At 69.6% G+C, this 15,478-nt stretch carries 14 protein-coding genes and 2 pseudogenes; 7 read left to right on the forward strand and 9 right to left on the reverse strand.

Features of this window, described 5'->3' with window-relative positions; translation table 11 throughout:
- The first annotated feature begins 14 nt into the window (after positions 1–14).
- The 3 genes from ACJQWL_RS12410 to ACJQWL_RS12420 all read left to right on the forward strand — a co-directional run bounded on the left by ACJQWL_RS12410 (position 15) and on the right by ACJQWL_RS12420 (position 2,129).
- On the forward strand, positions 15–410 hold the full coding sequence (locus ACJQWL_RS12410) for a rhodanese-like domain-containing protein (protein ID WP_411300933.1): 396 nt from the start codon (positions 15–17) through the stop codon (positions 408–410).
- A 125-nt stretch (positions 411–535) separates the two neighbouring features.
- Positions 536–1,066, forward strand: coding sequence for a protein-export chaperone SecB (gene secB, locus ACJQWL_RS12415; protein WP_330969686.1), 531 nt, complete (start codon positions 536–538; stop codon positions 1,064–1,066).
- A 37-nt stretch (positions 1,067–1,103) separates the two neighbouring features.
- Positions 1,104–2,129 carry an NAD(P)H-dependent glycerol-3-phosphate dehydrogenase gene (locus ACJQWL_RS12420; RefSeq protein WP_330969696.1) on the forward strand — a complete coding sequence of 342 codons (1,026 nt, stop codon included), beginning with the start codon at positions 1,104–1,106 and terminating at the stop codon, positions 2,127–2,129.
- 240 nt (positions 2,130–2,369) lie between these two features.
- On the opposite strand, the gene ACJQWL_RS12425 is transcribed toward ACJQWL_RS12420, so the two are convergent.
- From ACJQWL_RS12425 to ACJQWL_RS12435, 3 genes are all read right to left on the reverse strand, one after another.
- Positions 2,370–2,969 (reverse strand): OmpO family porin, encoded by a 600-nt coding sequence (locus ACJQWL_RS12425; protein ID WP_411300931.1) that lies wholly within the window; start codon positions 2,967–2,969, stop codon positions 2,370–2,372.
- 210 nt (positions 2,970–3,179) lie between these two features.
- Positions 3,180–3,644 carry a tRNA (cytidine(34)-2'-O)-methyltransferase gene (locus ACJQWL_RS12430; protein WP_330969687.1) on the reverse strand — a complete coding sequence of 155 codons (465 nt, stop codon included), beginning with the start codon at positions 3,642–3,644 and terminating at the stop codon, positions 3,180–3,182.
- 29 nt (positions 3,645–3,673) lie between these two features.
- Entirely contained in the window at positions 3,674–4,405 is a 732-nt protein-coding gene (locus tag ACJQWL_RS12435) for an SDR family oxidoreductase (protein WP_330969688.1), read from the reverse strand.
- Positions 4,406–4,768: 363 nt separating this feature from the next.
- Between ACJQWL_RS12435 and ACJQWL_RS12440 the strand changes: the two genes are divergently transcribed.
- From ACJQWL_RS12440 to ACJQWL_RS12450, 3 genes and pseudogenes are all read left to right on the forward strand, one after another.
- Entirely contained in the window at positions 4,769–7,654 is a 2,886-nt protein-coding gene (locus ACJQWL_RS12440; RefSeq protein ID WP_330969689.1) for a M16 family metallopeptidase, read from the forward strand.
- 298 nt (positions 7,655–7,952) lie between these two features.
- Positions 7,953–8,261: pseudogene (locus ACJQWL_RS12445) on the forward strand (DUF4156 domain-containing protein); the annotation flags it as partial.
- 215 nt (positions 8,262–8,476) lie between these two features.
- Positions 8,477–9,493 (forward strand): 3-oxoacyl-ACP synthase III, encoded by a 1,017-nt coding sequence (locus tag ACJQWL_RS12450; RefSeq protein ID WP_330969690.1) that lies wholly within the window; start codon positions 8,477–8,479, stop codon positions 9,491–9,493.
- A gap of 80 nt (positions 9,494–9,573) precedes the next feature.
- On the opposite strand, the gene rpoH is transcribed toward ACJQWL_RS12450, so the two are convergent.
- Positions 9,574–10,452, reverse strand: coding sequence for an RNA polymerase sigma factor RpoH (rpoH, locus tag ACJQWL_RS12455; RefSeq protein WP_330969691.1), 879 nt, complete (start codon positions 10,450–10,452; stop codon positions 9,574–9,576).
- Positions 10,453–10,642: 190 nt separating this feature from the next.
- Here rpoH and ACJQWL_RS12460 point away from each other — a divergent pair, with 190 nt between their 5' ends.
- A complete protein-coding gene (locus tag ACJQWL_RS12460) occupies positions 10,643–11,626 on the forward strand; it encodes a glutathione S-transferase family protein (RefSeq protein ID WP_330969692.1) in 984 nt (327 codons plus the stop codon).
- 114 nt (positions 11,627–11,740) lie between these two features.
- Here ACJQWL_RS12460 and ung read toward each other — a convergent pair whose 3' ends face one another.
- The 5 genes and pseudogenes from ung to ACJQWL_RS12485 form a co-directional block, all read right to left on the reverse strand.
- Positions 11,741–12,451 (reverse strand): uracil-DNA glycosylase, encoded by a 711-nt coding sequence (gene ung / locus ACJQWL_RS12465; protein ID WP_330969693.1) that lies wholly within the window; start codon positions 12,449–12,451, stop codon positions 11,741–11,743.
- Between the two features lie 156 nt (positions 12,452–12,607).
- Entirely contained in the window at positions 12,608–13,381 is a 774-nt protein-coding gene (locus tag ACJQWL_RS12470) for a response regulator (RefSeq protein WP_330969698.1), read from the reverse strand.
- Between the two features lie 62 nt (positions 13,382–13,443).
- Positions 13,444–14,412 carry a permease-like cell division protein FtsX gene (gene ftsX / locus ACJQWL_RS12475; RefSeq protein WP_330969694.1) on the reverse strand — a complete coding sequence of 323 codons (969 nt, stop codon included), beginning with the start codon at positions 14,410–14,412 and terminating at the stop codon, positions 13,444–13,446.
- On the reverse strand, positions 14,409–15,095 hold the full coding sequence (gene ftsE, locus ACJQWL_RS12480; protein ID WP_330969695.1) for a cell division ATP-binding protein FtsE: 687 nt from the start codon (positions 15,093–15,095) through the stop codon (positions 14,409–14,411). Before ftsE ends, ftsX begins: the two co-directional genes overlap by 4 nt.
- A gap of 129 nt (positions 15,096–15,224) precedes the next feature.
- Positions 15,225–15,478, reverse strand: a pseudogene (locus ACJQWL_RS12485) (hypothetical protein); the annotation flags it as partial.

Here is a 15,478-nt window from a genome sequence, read left to right on the forward strand (position 1 = left end):
CCGAACGCCACTACATGCTCTCGCTGGCGCTGGTGGGCCTGACGGTCGCGATCATCCTCACCGAAATCGCGCGGCTGTTCCGCGGCTACAAGGCGCTGCGCCCGGCCGAGCTGACCGGCCTGGTCAACCGCGACAACGCGCTGGTGGTCGACCTGTCGGCCAGCAACGACTTCCAGAAGGGCCACATCGCCGGCAGCCGCTCCGTCCAGTCCAGCCAGTTCGACCCGGAGAGCAAGCTGCTGGCCAACGCCAAGGCACTTCCGGTGGTGATGGTGTGCCGCAGCGGCCAGGCGTCGGCAGCCGCGGCCAAGCGCCTGAAGAAGGCCGGGTTCGAGCACGTCTACTGGCTCGATGGTGGCATCCAGGCCTGGCAGCAGGCCGACCTTCCGCTGGTGAAGGGTCGCGGCTGAAGCGGCGCGACTGACCCGGCCGGGGCCTTGTATCGCCCGGCCGCGCCCCCAGCCTGAGCCCCGGGCGCGCGGCAGCCGCGTGCCATAATCGACCACTTAACGATTTTTTGCTGGAGTTCCGAGCCATGTCCGAAGAAAACGCCAACGGCGCCGCAGCGCCCGCAGACACCGCCGCCCCGACCGGCCCGGCGTTCACGGTCGAGAAGATCTACGTCAAGGACGTGTCCTTCGAGGTCCCCGGTGCGCCGGCAGTGTTCAACGAGACCGCGCAGCCGCAGCTGCAGATGAATCTCAGCCAGAACGTCCAGCGCCTGGGCGAGAACGCCTTCGAGGTGGTGCTGGGCATCACCCTGACGTGCAAGGCCGACGACAAGCCGCTGTACCTTGTGGAGGTCAAGCAGGCGGGCGTGTTCGGCATGGCGGGTTTCGACGACGCCACGCTCGACGGCATGCTCGGCACCCATTGCCCGAACGTGCTGTACCCCTACGCGCGCAACCTGGTGAGCACCCTGGTGCAGTCGGGCGGGTTCCCGCCGTTCCTGCTGCAGCCGATCAATTTCGATGCGCTGTACGCGGAAGGCTTGCGCCAGCGCGCCGCCCAGCAGGCCGGGCAGGAAAACGGCCTGGCCGATACCGAAGCCGCCGGCAACGCCTGATTTGGCCAGCGTGCCCAACGCGACGGCGCCCCGGGCGATCTCGGCCGCGCCACCGCGGGTGGCGGTGCTGGGTGCCGGTTCGTGGGGCACCGCGCTGGCGGCATTGATCGCCCGCCACGGGTGTCCCACCGTGATCTGGGGCCGCGACGCGCAGAGCGTTGCGGCGATCGAGCGCGACCACTGCAACCCCCGTTACCTGCCCGACCTGCCGTTGCCGGAAACGCTGCGCGCCACCACCGACCTGGCGTTGGCGCTGGCCGATGCGGAGCTGGTGCTGGTGGTGGTGCCGTCCCATGCCTTCGCCGACACCCTGCGCGCGCTCGCGCCGCACAGGCAGCCGGGTGCGGGCGTGGCGTGGGCGACGAAAGGGTTCGAGCCCGGCAGCGGACGCTTCCTGCACGAAGTCGCCGCGGAAGTGCTTGGCGATGGCGTACCGCTGGCGGTGGTCACCGGCCCGTCCTTCGCAAAGGAGGTGGCCGCGGGCCTGCCGACCGCGCTGACCGTGCATTCGGACAGCCCGGCATTCGCCCAGAAGGTGGCCGATGTGCTGCACGGGCCGGCGTTCCGTGCCTACACCGGGCAGGACATGCGGGGAGCGGAGCTGGGCGGTGCCATGAAGAACGTGCTGGCGGTGGCGACCGGCGTCGCCGACGGCATGGAGCTGGGCCTCAACGCCCGTGCCGGGCTGATCACCCGCGGCCTCAACGAGATGCTGCGCCTGAACCAGGCGATCGGTGGCAAGGCCGAGACCGTGATGGGCCTGGCAGGAGTGGGTGACCTGGTGCTGACGTGCACCGGCGACCTCTCCCGCAACCGGCGGCTGGGCCTGGCCTTGGGTCGCGGGCAGTCGATCGGGGAGGCGGTACGCGCCATCGGCCAGGTGGTCGAGTCGGTACAGACCGCCGACGAAGTCATGCGGCTGGCGCAACGCCACGACGTCGAGCTGCCGATTTCCAGCGCCGTGCAGGCGGTGCTGCATGGCGATATCACCCCGACCGACGGCTTGCGCCAACTGCTGGCTCGGGAGCAGAAGGCGGAATACCCGCAGGGGCTTTTCAGCTAGGAAGGGCCGCCTCGAGCAAGGATCCGGCATCTAGCCGCCCCTGACATCGTTGAGCCAGCCTCCCGGAATGCCGGTACTGCCGTGCAAACCCGTGCCACGCTCAACCGCGTCCTCCCGGCGATGCGCCCCTGCCCGCGACGAGCGGTCATGCCCCAAAAGACGAAGCCCGGCCGGAGCCGGGCTTCGCATCGCGAGGATCTGGAGAGAGATCGCGATGGTGGTGGTGCGGTGCAGGAGGGGTCAGAACGTGATTCGCGGCCCGACGAAGATCTGGGTATCGCCGTCGATGAACTTCACGTCGCCGCTGACGCCCCACATCGGGTTGAACTTCACCTGTGCGCCAAGGCGACCGTAGAACTCGCCATCGCGCTCTCCGCCGCCGATGGACTCACCGTCCTCGAAGCCGGCCATCGCATAGCCTTCCAGCGCCGGCGCCAGGGCGCCGCGCACACCGGCCTCCACGCTCCAGCCGTCGGCATCCAGGTCATTGCCCAGGAAATCGCGGCCGGCGTCGAACTTCTCGTAGGCCGCCCGGGTCACCAGATCGGCGCGCGGGCTGATCTCGCGGTTGTAGCCCACCCCGACCCGCCACTGGTCGAAGTCGATGTTGGTGTTGTCGATCTCCTGGTTGCTGTAGCCACCGAAGACGTGGAAGTTCGGCGCGATTGCGCCCGAGCCGTTGACGGCCCAGCCGTCGGCGTCGCCATCGTCGGTGTTGGTGGTGGCGTAGCCGGCCTCAACGTAGTTGTACGACACGCCATCGGCGGCGGTCGCGGCCAGCGGAAGGGCGGCCAGCAGGGTCAGGGCGGCAAGCTTGGTCATGGCGGTGGAACGCTTCATGTGGGGCCTCTCTTGTGGTCGGTACGGGGCCGGTGGACGGGCCTTCTTCGGACCCTGTCGCCAGCAGGCCGAAAAGGCAGGCTGGACCGGTCGCGCCAGTATCCGCAGCGAATTTCAACCACGCCTTAATATTGAACTTTGCAGTTCACTAAGTTACACCTGCCATTCATGGTCCCCGTGCGAGTCGACGTGCGGGCCGTCCGGGGGACGTCAGGCGGCGCCATCGAAGTCCTGTTGGCGCCAGGCTTCGAACGCCACCACGGCCACCGCGTTGGACAGGTTGAGGCTGCGGTTGCCCGGGCGCATGGGCAGGCGCAGGCGCCGGGCCTCGGGGACCGAATCGAGCACCGCCCCTGGCAGGCCGCGGGTCTCGGGCCCGAACAGGAAAGCGTCGCCGGGGGCGTACGACGGGGCGTCATGGCGCACCTGGCCGCGGGTACTGAGGGCGAACAGCCGACCCGGTGCGATCGACGACATCGCCGAGTCCAGCGTTTCGTGCACCACCAGGGTGGCGTACTCGTGGTAGTCCAGGCCCGCGCGCCGCAGCTGGCGGTCCTCCAGTTCGAACCCCAGCGGGCGCACCAGGTGCAGGCGGGCGCCGGTGTTGGCGCACAGCCGGATCACGTTGCCGGTGTTGGGTGGGATCTCGGGCTGGTACAGGATCACGTGGAACATGGCGCGGGCACGGTAGGCGGCGGGCGACCCTACCAGTCGATGGCCTCGCCGCGATAGTCGATGAATCGCCCGCTTTCGTCGGGCGTCGCCACCTCCACCCGGTCCAGCAGGCCGGCAACCGATTCGGGTGCCTCGAGGGGTGCGTCCTCACCGCCCATGTCCGTGCGGACCCATCCCGGGCTCACCGCCAGCACCGTGATGCCCCGCTCGGACAGGGCCCGGGCCAGCAGCACGGTGGCCATGTTCAGTGCCGCCTTGGAAACCGCGTAGGTGGGCGTGCTGAATCCCTCCACCCCGGCGATCGAACCCAGGCGCGAGGACAGGTTCACGACCACGGCGCCGGCGCGGTCGGGACTACGGTCGGCAAGCAGTGGTGCCAGTGCCTGGGTCAGCAGGAACGGGCCGGCGGCATTGGTCCGCAGGCTGTCCTCAAGCTGCGCCGGTTCGACCTGCCCGAAGCGCTCGCCCGAATGCAGCACCCCGGCATTGTTGACCAGCAGGTCCAGCCGACCATCGCCACCGCCCAGCACCAGCGGCAGTTCCCGCACCAGTTCGGCGTGTGATCTCGGGGCCGCCAGGTCCAGCGGCAGCACGTGCAACCGGCCCGGGTGTTCACCGGTAAGCATATTGAGGGTGGTGGCGCGTCCGGGCTGGCGGCAGGTGGCGACCACGTGGTGGCCGCGGGCCAGCAGTTGGCGAACGAACTCCAGGCCGAGGCCGCGGTTTGCGCCGGTGACCAGGCAGTGGCGGGTCTGGGGCATGGCCGGGGACTCCTTGCGCGCCCGGTTCAAGCGCAGCGCGAGTCTACCCAGCGGTGCCGACCCATCGCGAGAAGGTGCCCGCTGGCGGGACGCGTGCCTCGGCCTGGACGCCGCAGCGCCGAATGGGCGGGGGCGCGGGCGGCGCCCGGGACCGGCGGGAGCACGCAGGAACGCTTCGGCACACGGATCCCGCCAGCGGGAACCGGACACAGCTACGCGCCGGGCCGCAGGCCGGATGCAGTGGCCCGGACTTGTGGCCCATGCGCGGTGGGCCGGGACTGGCTACCGTGATCGGCCATGCGCCCCGAGTCGGGCCGCCCCAGCCGGCCAGGCAGGCCGGCACGTTCCGCCACAGGAGTGAACATGTCACCCGTTGCCCGTCCCCGCGCCGCCATCCTCGCCCTTGCCATTGCCGCTGCCACCGGCGCGCTGGCATTCACTCCCGCCGCAGCGCAAGCGCAGCAGGCCGAAGTCGACATCGCCTATGAGCAGTTCACCCTGCCCAACGGGCTGAAGGTGATCGTCCACACCGATCGCAAGGCGCCGGTGGTGGCGGTCAACCTCTGGTACCACGTCGGCAGCAAGGACGAGCCGCGCGGCCGCACGGGCTTTGCGCACCTGTTCGAGCACCTCATGTTCAACGGCACCGAGAACTACCGCGGCGAGTACTTCACGCCGTTCGAACTGGTCGGCGCGACCGACATGAACGGCACCACCAATACCGACCGCACCAACTACTTCCAGAACGTGCCCACCACCGCGCTCGACCTGGCCCTGTGGATGGAGTCCGACCGCATGGGCCACCTGCTGGGCGCGATCGACCAGAAGACCCTGGACGAGCAGCGCGGCGTGGTCCAGAACGAGAAGCGACAGGGCGAGAACCAGCCCTACGGTCAGGTGTGGACCAAGCTCAACCAGGCCCTGTACCCGGAAGGCCACCCCTACCACCACAGCGTGATCGGCTCGATGGCCGACCTCAACGCGGCCTCGCTGGAGGACGTCAAGAACTGGTTCCGCGCCTGGTATGGCCCGAACAACGCGGTGCTGGTACTGGCCGGCGACATCGATGTGGCAACCGCGAAGGACAAGGTCGCGCAGTACTTCGGCCACATCCCGGCCGGCCCCGACATGGCACAGCCCGAGGTGGACGTCGCGCGCCGCAGCGCGGACACGCGCGAGGTGATGAACGATGCCGTCCCGCAGGCGCGCATCTACCGAGCATGGAACATCGCGCCGACCGATACCGTCGACGTCGATCGCCTGCACGTGCTGGCACGGGTGCTGGGGGGCAGCGATACCTCGCGCCTGGAAAAGCGCCTGGTGCACGGGGACAAGCTGGTCGACAGCGTCAGCGCCGCGGTCAGCGAGTCCCAGCTGGGTTCCAATTTCCTGGTCGTGGCCACGGTCAAGGACGGCGTGGAGCCGGCCAGGGTCGAGGCTATCGTTGACGAGGAGCTCGCCAAGCTGCTGGCGGAAGGCCCGACCGCCGAGGAAGTCGCCCAGGCCAAGACGGTGATCCGCGCCGGCTTCATCCGCGGCATCGAACGCATCGGGGGCTTCGGTGGCAAGGCCGACGCGCTGGCCGCCTGCGAAATCTACGCCGGCGACCCGGGCTGCTTCCGCGAGACCCTGGACAACGTCGCTGCGGTGAATCCGGCGCAATTGCAGGCTGTAGGCCGCGAGTGGCTGGGCGACGGCGACCACACCCTGGTGGTGATGCCGGGCGAGCGCACCCCGCTGGCCGAGTCACCGGCCGTGGATCCGGCGCCGCTGGCCCTGCCGCCCATCGACCCCGACTACACCACGACCGCGTCGGTCGTGGACCGCAGCGACGGTCCGCCGATGCCCGAGGCATTCCCGGAACTCAAGTTCCCGGAATTGCAGCGCGCGACCCTGTCCAACGGTACCAAGGTGATCCTGGCCGAGCGCCAAACCGTGCCCGTGGTGCAGATGAGCCTGCTGCTGGACGGCGGCTACAAGGCCGACGCGCTGGGCGGGCACAAGCTGGGTACGTCGAGCTTTGCGATGAGCATGCTGGACGAAGGTGCGGCCGGGTACAGCGCACTGGAGTTCGCCGGCCGGGCCGAAGCACTCGGGGCGGAACTCGGGGCAGGCGCCTCGCTGGATGGCGGCAATGCGTTCCTGTCGGCGCTCAAGGATCAACTTGATCCGTCGCTGGCTCTGTTCGCCGACATGCTGCGCCGGCCGGCGTTCGCGCCGGCGGAGATCGACCGCGTCAAGGCCACCTGGATCGCCGGCATCAAGCAGGAGAAGGCGCGTCCCAACTCCGCCGCCCTGCGGGTGATGCCGCCGCTGCTGTACGGCGAAGGCCATGCCTACGCCATGCCGTTCAGCGGTTCGGGCACCGAGGCGTCGATCGCATCGCTGACGCGCGAGGACCTGGTCGAGTACCACCGCAACTGGGTGAGGCCGGAGAACGCGACCCTGGTCGTGGTCGGCGACACCACCCTGGCCCAGATCGTGCCGATGCTCGAAGAGCACCTGGGCGACTGGAGTGGCCAAGGCACCCCGGCGGCGACCGGCGAGGTCGCCGACGTGGCGCTGCCCGCGGCGCCTCGCGTGTTCCTGATCGACCAGCCCGGTGCGGTGCAGGCCAACATCATCGTCGGCCAGCTGGTGCCCTCGACCCTGTCCGACCAGGCCACCGAGTTCGAGTTCGCCAACACCGTGCTGGGCGGCCAGTTCAGCTCGCGCCTCAACATGAACCTGCGCGAAGACAAGCACTGGGCGTACGGCTCATACAGCTTCTCGCCCGATGCCCTTGGCCAGCGGCCGTGGCTGGCGTTCGCGCCGGTGCAGATCGACAAGACCGCCGAGTCGATGGCCGAGCTCAAGCGCGAGATCAGCGAGTACGCTGCCGGCACCACGCCGCCGACCGAGGACGAGGTGGCCAAGGTCCGCGCCAACGAGATGCGCAGCCTGCCGGGGGCCTACGAGACCGCCAGTGCCGTTCGCAGCACGATCAGCGGCATGGTCCGGTACGGCCGTCCCGACGACTACGTGCAGCGCCGACTGGCCGAGATCGAGTCGCTGACCCCCGCCCAGGTGGCAGATGCCGCGACCACCATCAGCCCGGACGCGCTGACCTGGGTGGTGGTGGGTGACCTCGACCAGATCGAAGCACCGGTGCGCGCGCTCGAGCTGGGCACCGTGCAGGTGCTCGACGCCGATGGCCTCCCGGTCGAGGCGTCCGTCAAGGCGCCTGCCAGCGGCGCCGACGCCGAGTAAGGGCGGCACCCGCCGGGTGGGTGCCGCCCGGCGGGATGTCCCCACCCGGAACACGGAATACGGGGTCCTTTGCAGGAGCGACGTAAGTCGCGATCGCCGTCTCCGGTGAGCCGTCGTGGCCGCCACTTGCGTCGCTCCTGCATTGCGCCCGGAATCCGGACCCGCGGCCGAAGCCGTTCCTGGCGGACGAGCGGGAGCGGGCACATCCGCAACGAGTCACTCCTGATTCACCCTCGTCCGCCCCAAGCCGCCGGGATGCGGCGACAATCGCCCATCCAGTTCCCGGGGCACCGCCATGATCCGTCCGCTTGTTATCGCCACCGCCACGATGGTCCTCGCCAGCGCCTGCACCTGGGTGCACATGGCGCCCGGCGCCAGCGCGGTGCGGGTGATCCCCGCTGGAAGCGCGCCAGCCGGATGCGAGAAGCGCGGCGAGATCGCCGTCTCGGTCAAGGACAGCGTCGCCTTCTACGAGCGCAACAATCTGCGCGTGCGCGAGGAGCTGGAAACCCTGGCGCGCAACGAGGGCCCCGGCTTGGGCGCCGACACCATCCAACCGCTGGGCCCGCCCGTGCAGGGCGAGCAGCGATTCACCGGGTACCGCTGCGGGGCCGGCAGCGCGCTGCTGACCCCGGTCCGACCCGCTCCCGGGCAGGGTGCGGCGACATTTCCGATCCAGGGCTGACGCCCGGCACCCCGCCAGCCGGGTCAAGTTGCGGTGAACGTCGGCCAACGGCCGGGGCCATGCAGGCAACCCCGGCTAATGCGCTGGGGCCGCCAACGCGGTACCCTTGCCTGTTTTCCGCATTCGGTGCCCTTCCCATGCTGTTCCAACATGTCGCCATCGCCGGCCTGGCCCATATCGACGCGCCGCGCCGCCTGAGCTCGGACGACATCAATGCACGGCTCCAGCCGACGCTGGACCGCCTGGGCATCCGCACCGACGTGCTCAAGGACATCGCCGGCATCCACGCCCGCCGGTTGTGGGACGGCCCGATGCTGGCGTCGGACGCGGCCACGATGGCCGCGCGCAAGGCCTTGGACGACGCCGGCATCGACGGATCGAAGGTCGGCCTGCTGGTCAATACCTCGGTGAGCCGGGACTACCTTGAGCCGTCCACCGCCAGCATCGTCAGCGGCAACCTGGGCCTGACCGAGTACTGCCAGAACTTCGACGTTGCCAACGCATGCCTGGCCTTCATCAACGGCATGGACATCGCCGCGCGGATGATCGAGCGCGGCGAGATCGAATACGCGCTGGTGGTCGACGGCGAGACCGCCGACCTGGCCTACGAGAAGACCCTCGAGCGCCTGTCGTCGCCCGATGCCACCGAGGAGCAGTTCCGCAACGAACTGGCCACCCTGACCCTGGGCTGTGGCGCGGCGGCGATGGTGATGGCGCGCGCCGAGCTGGTGCCGTCCGCCCCGCGCTACCGCGGCGGCGTGACCCGCGCGGCCACCCAGTGGAACGGCCTGTGCCGGGGCAACCTGGACCGCATGGTCACCGATACCCGGCTGCTGCTGGTGGAAGGTCTGAGGCTGGCGCAGAAGACCTTCATCGCCGCCAAGCAGGCCTTGGGCTGGGTCGTGGAGGAGCTGGACGAGTTCGTCATCCACCAGGTCAGCCAGGTGCACACCCAGGCCTTCATCAAGGCGTTCGGGATCGATCCGAAGAAGGTGCTGACCATCTTCAGCGAGCACGGCAACATCGGCCCGGCCTCGGTGCCGATCGTGCTCAGCAAGCTGCGCGAAATGGGCCGCCTGAAGAAGGGCGACCGGGTGGCGTTGCTGGGCATCGGCTCGGGGCTGAACTGCTCGATGGCCGAGGTGGTCTGGTAACCCGGCGCGCCGCACCGCCCATATGAAAAGGCCCGGGAATCCCGGGCCTTTTTCTTGCGCGCAGCAGGGCCGGACGCGACTCAGGCCGCGAACAGCGCCCGCATCTTCTTCAGTGCATTGGCCTCGATCTGGCGGATGCGCTCGGCCGACACGCCGTACTCGTCGGCCAGGTCCTGCAGGGTGATCTTGTTGCCGTCGTCCAGCCAGCGGCGCATGACAATGTCGCGCGAGCGCTCGTCCAGGCCGGCCATGCCCTGCCGCAGCAGCGCCAGCTTGCTGTCTTCCTCGTCCTCGCGCTCGTAGGTCTGCGAGGGATCCTCGCCGTCGGCGCGCAGGTAGGCGGCAGGCGACGGCGGGGCGCGGTCGTCGTCCTCGCCCGCGGGCGCGTCGAAGCCGATGTCACGGCCCGACAGTCGCGACTCCATTTCCATCACTTCGCGCTCGGACACGTTGAGGTCGCGCGCAACGGTGCGGACTTCCTCGGCATTCATCCACCCCAGGCGCTTCTTGCTCCGGCGCAGGTTGAAGAACAGCTTGCGCTGCGCCTTGGTGGTTGCAACCTTGACGATGCGCCAGTTCTTGAGGATGAACTCGTGCATCTCCGCGCGGATCCAGTGAACCGCGAAGCTGACCAGGCGGACGCCCTGGTCCGGGTCGAAGCGCTTGACCGCCTTCATCAGGCCGATGTTGCCTTCCTGGATCAGGTCGCCCAACGGCAGGCCGTAGCCGTTGTAGCCGCGGGCGACGTGCACCACGAAGCGCAGGTGCGAATGCACCAGCTCACGGGCGGCATCGAGGTCTTCATCGGCGTGGAAGCGGCGCGCCAAGGCCTGCTCGTTCTCGGCGGTCAGCACCGGGATCTGGTGCACCGCGTTGATATAGGCGTCCAGGGAGCCCAAGGGGCTGGGGACGGGCAGGTTGTTGGCGACCAGGGATTGGGAGAGCGCGATCTGGGTCATGGGGTCGAGTTTAGCAGTGGGCAGGGGGGACTGCTAAAAGACCGGGGGCTTCGCAGTGTTGCATTCATGGGACAGCAGGCCCGGTTGGAGGGACGTGAAACCATCACCATGTTTGGTCCGGGCAGGGTTCAAGCTTCAGGTTCCGGCAGCGCCGACCACTGCCGCGTGCCGCCAGCGATCGAGGACAACGATGGGGCGACTGAACGACGGCACCTGGACCCAGCAGGGCTATGACACCGAGGCCAGTGGAGGCGCCTTCCAGCGCGAGACCAGCCGCTTCCGCCACTGGGTGACGGCCGACGGGGCGCCGGGCCCGACCGGCGAGGGCGGGTTCAAGGCCGAGCCGGGGCGCTACCACCTCTACGTGTCGCTGGCCTGCCCCTGGGCGCACCGCACGCTGATCTTCAGGCGGATCAAGGGCCTGGAAGGCATGGTCGGGCTGTCGGTGGTGCACTGGTTCATGGGTGCGGAGGGCTGGACCTTCGCCGATTCGCCCGGCACCCGCCCCGACACGCTCAATGGCGCGCGCTGCCTGCACGAGGTCTACACCCGTGCCGACCCCCACGCGACCGGCCGGGTGACGGTACCCGTCCTGTGGGATAGCCAAAGCGCGACCATCGTCAGCAACGAGTCGGCCGACATCATCCGCATGTTCAACAGCGCCTTCGACGGTGTCGGCGCGGCGCCCGGCGACTATTACCCGAGGAAGCTGCGCGGGGAGATCGATGGCCTCAACGCGCGCATCTACGAGACCGTCAACAACGGCGTCTACAAAGCCGGTTTTGCCAGCGCCCAGGACAAGTACGAGCACGCGGTGGCTGCCTTGTTCGACACCCTGGACTGGCTGGAGTCGCACCTGTCCACGCGCCGCTACCTCTTCGGCGGGCGCCTGACGGAAGCCGACTGGCGGCTCTTCACCACCCTGCTGCGGTTCGACCCGGTCTACCACGGCCACTTCAAGTGCAACCTGCGCAAGCTGGCCGAATACCCGGTGCTGCATGCCTACGTGCGCGACCTTTACCAGCACCCCGGGGTGCGCGAAACCGTGGACTTCGAACACATCAAGAACCACTACTATCGCAGCCATGACTGGATCAACCCGAGCCGGATCGTGCCGGCAGGGCCGGTGCAGGACCTGGATGCGCCGCATGGGCGCGAGGCGTTCGAGGGGTAAACACCAAGCGGTGCACGACGGCGTGCGTCGCAGTTGCGGGAGCGACGTGAGGCGCGAGCAACCTCTCCGCGGACGGCGCGATCGAGACTTGCGTCGCTCCCGCCACTCCCGCCGTCATTCAACCGCGAGCGCACTCCTCGGCGGCAACGACCAGTCGACCGGTGCCTGCCCACTCCGTGCGAGGTAGGCGTTGGTCCTGGAGAAATGCCCGCATCCCAGGAACCCGCGATGTGCCGACAGTGGCGACGGGTGCGGGGCCTTGAGCACCCGATGGCGGTTTGCATCGATGACCGCGCCCTTCTTCTGCGCGTAGCTGCCCCACAGCAGGAACACCAGCCCTTCGCGCTCGCGGTTGAGCGTATCGACGACGTGGTCGGTGAACCCCTCCCATCCGCGTCGCTGGTGGCTGCCGGCATGTCCCGATTCAACCGTCAGCACGCTGTTGAGCAGCAACACGCCGCGCCGCGCCCAATCCATCAGGTAGCCGTGGTCCGGGCGTACGAACCCGGTGTCGCGCTCGAGCTCCTTGTAGACGTTGAGCAGCGACGGCGGCACGGCGACGCCGGGGCGGACCGAAAAGCACAGCCCGTGGGCCTGGCCGGGACCGTGGTACGGGTCCTGGCCCAGCACGACCACTTTCACCGCTTCGAACGGCGTGGCATCGAAGGCGGCGAAGATTTCCGGCCCCGGCGGGAAGATGGAGGCACCGGCCGCCTTGCGATCACGCAGGTAGGCGGCCAGGGCCTGCATGTCATCGCGCTGCAGGTAGCCGCCGATGCGGGCTTTCCACGATGGGTGCAGCTGGATCCGGGACGTGTCAGGCATGGGCTGCGGGCCCGCGCGCCGGGTACGGGGAACCAACGCCAGAGGCGCCGATCCCCGGCGGGCCGCGTCGCCTTCCCATCCCGGCACGCCGGCAACGGGCAATGCGGGGTCCTCGCGCGCGCTCGTGCCCGGCGTGCACTCCGGGGCGGAGTGCCTTCAAGGCAGCTTGGACAGCCGCAGCTGGAACAGGGTCTTGGTCACCAGCAGCCGCTCTTCGATCGGCTTGAGGACCAGGTCGTTGGCACCGGCGCGCAGCAGGGCTGACTGGTTGTCGGGGTTGGCATCGCCGGTCATGACCAGCACCGGCAGCCGGCGCTTGCCGTAACCGAAATCCTTGCGCAGGCGGTCGAGCAGGTCGCTGCCTTCGAGCTTGCCCTTCAGGTAGACGTCGGTGAGTACCAGGTCGGTGCCGATGTCGTCCTGGCCCCGGTGCTGCTCCAGGTACTCCAGTGCTTCCTCGACGCCGACGAAGTGCAGCACGGTGAGCTGCTGGCGCTCGAGCATGCGCTTGGTCGCCAGTGCCACCACCCGGCTGTCCTCGACGTACAGCACGCGTGCGCCGGGGATGGGCTGGGGCTGCACGTAGCCGCGGATGAAGGCGGCCAGCGCGGTGTGCCCCAGCGCCTTGTCGAAGTAATCGGTCACGTCCTCGGTGAAGCGGCGCGACTCCAGGTGGGCCTGGGCATCGGCGGATATGACGATGACCGGCACGTAGCGCTGCGCGGCGTCCTCACGGACGCTTCGCGCCAGCGCGATGCCGTCGCCGTCGGGCAGCGAGAGCGACGTGGTGACCAGGTCGACCGGGCCGGCCGCCAGCGCCTCGCGCGCCTCGCGGATGCTGCCGCAGGACACCACCTCGACATCGGTGACTTCCCGCTGCAGCACGTCGCCGATCAGCTTTCGCACCAGCTTGCTGCCGTCCACCACCATCACCCGCGGGGCGGGTGCGGCGACGTGGCGCAGGGAGGAGGAGTCGTCGGTCACGAGTGCTCTCAGGTATCCGTGGGCCGGGTCTGGCGCAGGTAGTGGCCGGCCACCAGGCCGGCGCCGAGCCACCCCAGGGTCGCCGCGCCCAGCACGATGGCCAGCAGGTGCAGCGGCGCGAACCCGCGCAGGGCGAAGTCGCTGCCGTAGCTGGCGGCCAGCTCGGCCAGCGGCGCGTGCAGCGCCAACTGTGTCGCGGTCAACACCGCCAGCGCCAGCAGTCCCGCGGCCAGGCCGTAGCAGGCCCCCAGGTAAAGGAACGGGCGGCGGATGAAGCCGTCGGTCGCGCCGAGCAACTGCAGCACGCCGATTTCTTCGCGACGCTGCTGGATGTCCAGCCGGACGGTATTGCCGACCACCAGTGCCGCGCCCACGCCGAGCAACGCCGCCAGCACCGCCGCCAGCCGCAGCCCGAAGCGCAACCAGCCGTCGAGGCGTTCCCGCCAAGCGGCATCGTGCTGGACGACATCGGCCTCGGGCAGCCCTTGCAGGCGACCGGCGAGCAGCCGCTCGTCGCCCGAAGGCGTCACCAGCAAGAGGTGCGGCAGCGGGTTTTCGTCCAGGCCCAGCGCGTCCAGTGCATCGGCGGCCTCGCCCACCCCGTCGCGTTCGTGGAGCTCGGCCAATCCCTGCTCCGGCGTGCGCATTTCCACCGCGGCCACGTCGGGGTCCCGGCGCAGTGCCTCGGCCAGTTCGGCGGCCCTGACCGGGTCGACCGACTGCTTGAGGAACAGCCCGACCTGCCGCGACTGGCGCACGTCGCCGGCCAGTCGTTCGACATTCGCCAACGCGCCCCACAGGCCGAGCGGCAGCGCCAGCGCGACCGCCATCACCCCCACCGTCAGCAGGGTCGAGGTGGGCTTGCCGAACATGCGGCCAATGCTGGCCACGAAGCTGTAGGCGTGGTGGTCGAGCCACGCGCCCACGCGGGAGCGTGCCTTGGGCGCGGGCCCGGCGCTGGCGGCCTGCGCGGTCATTCGGCCAGGTCCTCGGGACGGATGTCGTCCAGCAGCCGCCCCTCGCCCAGCACCAGCACGCGCTTGCGCATGCGCTTGACCAGGGCGAGGTCGTGGCTGGCCACCAGCACGCTGGTGCCGCGCTCGGGCAGGGCTTCCAGCAACGCCATGATCTCGGCCGACAGGGTGGGGTCGAGGTTGCCCGTGGGCTCGTCGGCCACCAGCAGCCGGGGTTCGCTCACCAGCGCCCGGGCGATGCCCACGCGCTGCTGCTCGCCGGCCGACAACTGGGTCGGCAGCGCATCGATGCGGCCGGCCAGCGCGACTTTCTCCAGCGCCACGCGCACGCGCTTGCCGATCTCGGCGCGGGCGGTCCCGCGCAGCAGCAACGGCAGCCCGACGTTGTCGGCGACGCTGCGGTCGGCCAGCAGGCGATGGTCCTGGAACACCACGCCGACCTCGCGCCGGTGCATCGCGACCTGGCGGCCGCGCACGTTGCGCAGGTTGCGTTCGTTGAACAGCACCGCGCCGCGGCTGGGGCGCTCGGACAGGTGGATCAGCTTGAGCAGGGTGCTCTTGCCAGCCCCGGAGTGCCCGGTAACGAACAGCATCTCGCCGGCATCGACCTCGAACGTCACCTCGCCCAGGGCCTGGCGACCGCCGGCGTAGTGCTTGCTGACGTTGTCAAAACGCAGGACGGGCATGGACAGGCGTCGGTCCGGTGTCGGGGAAGGGGAGTATCGCAGATGCCAACGCACGTACGGCCGGGCACGCCATCGCCCGGCCGTACGTGGTGGCACCCGCCGCGGCGACCCGCCGTGGCGGGTGCCCGGTCAGTGCTGCGAGCGGGGCGCCCGCGTGACCAGCGACTTCAGGCCCCGACCGATCCGGCCCAGCAGGCCCGGCTTGTCGGACGACCCGGGTTGCGCCGCAGTGGCAGCGGCCCCGGCCTTGCGCGCGTTGACCTGGGTGGGCCCGGCGCGACGCGCGGCCGGGGGCGCAGCGGCAGGCTGCCCGGGGCTGGTGGGCGTGCCGGCGTCCGTGGCCGGCGCTGTCTCGCCTTCGGCCAGCTTGCGGCCGCCCCGGC

The sequence above is a fragment of the Novilysobacter viscosus genome (assembly GCF_046600715.1).
GTDB lineage: Bacteria > Pseudomonadota > Gammaproteobacteria > Xanthomonadales > Xanthomonadaceae > Lysobacter_C > Lysobacter_C viscosus.

Bases quoted from the DNA above. Each gene is read 5' to 3' on its own strand.
- ACJQWL_RS12410 (WP_411300933.1), top strand. From the start codon at position 15: ATGCTCTCGCTGGCGCTGGTGGGCCTGACGGTCGCGATCATCCTCACC.
- secB (WP_330969686.1), top strand. From the start codon at position 536: ATGTCCGAAGAAAACGCCAACGGCGCCGCAGCGCCCGCAGACACCGCC.
- ACJQWL_RS12425 (WP_411300931.1), bottom strand. From the start codon at position 2,969: ATGAAGCGTTCCACCGCCATGACCAAGCTTGCCGCCCTGACCCTGCTG.
- ACJQWL_RS12430 (WP_330969687.1), bottom strand. From the start codon at position 3,644: ATGTTCCACGTGATCCTGTACCAGCCCGAGATCCCACCCAACACCGGC.
- ACJQWL_RS12435 (WP_330969688.1), bottom strand. From the start codon at position 4,405: ATGCCCCAGACCCGCCACTGCCTGGTCACCGGCGCAAACCGCGGCCTC.
- ACJQWL_RS12440 (WP_330969689.1), top strand. From the start codon at position 4,769: ATGTCACCCGTTGCCCGTCCCCGCGCCGCCATCCTCGCCCTTGCCATT.
- ACJQWL_RS12450 (WP_330969690.1), top strand. From the start codon at position 8,477: ATGCTGTTCCAACATGTCGCCATCGCCGGCCTGGCCCATATCGACGCG.
- rpoH (WP_330969691.1), bottom strand. From the start codon at position 10,452: ATGACCCAGATCGCGCTCTCCCAATCCCTGGTCGCCAACAACCTGCCC.
- ACJQWL_RS12460 (WP_330969692.1), top strand. From the start codon at position 10,643: ATGGGGCGACTGAACGACGGCACCTGGACCCAGCAGGGCTATGACACC.
- ung (WP_330969693.1), bottom strand. From the start codon at position 12,451: ATGCCTGACACGTCCCGGATCCAGCTGCACCCATCGTGGAAAGCCCGC.
- ACJQWL_RS12470 (WP_330969698.1), bottom strand. From the start codon at position 13,381: ATGGTGGTGGACGGCAGCAAGCTGGTGCGAAAGCTGATCGGCGACGTG.
- ftsX (WP_330969694.1), bottom strand. From the start codon at position 14,412: ATGACCGCGCAGGCCGCCAGCGCCGGGCCCGCGCCCAAGGCACGCTCC.
- ftsE (WP_330969695.1), bottom strand. From the start codon at position 15,095: ATGCCCGTCCTGCGTTTTGACAACGTCAGCAAGCACTACGCCGGCGGT.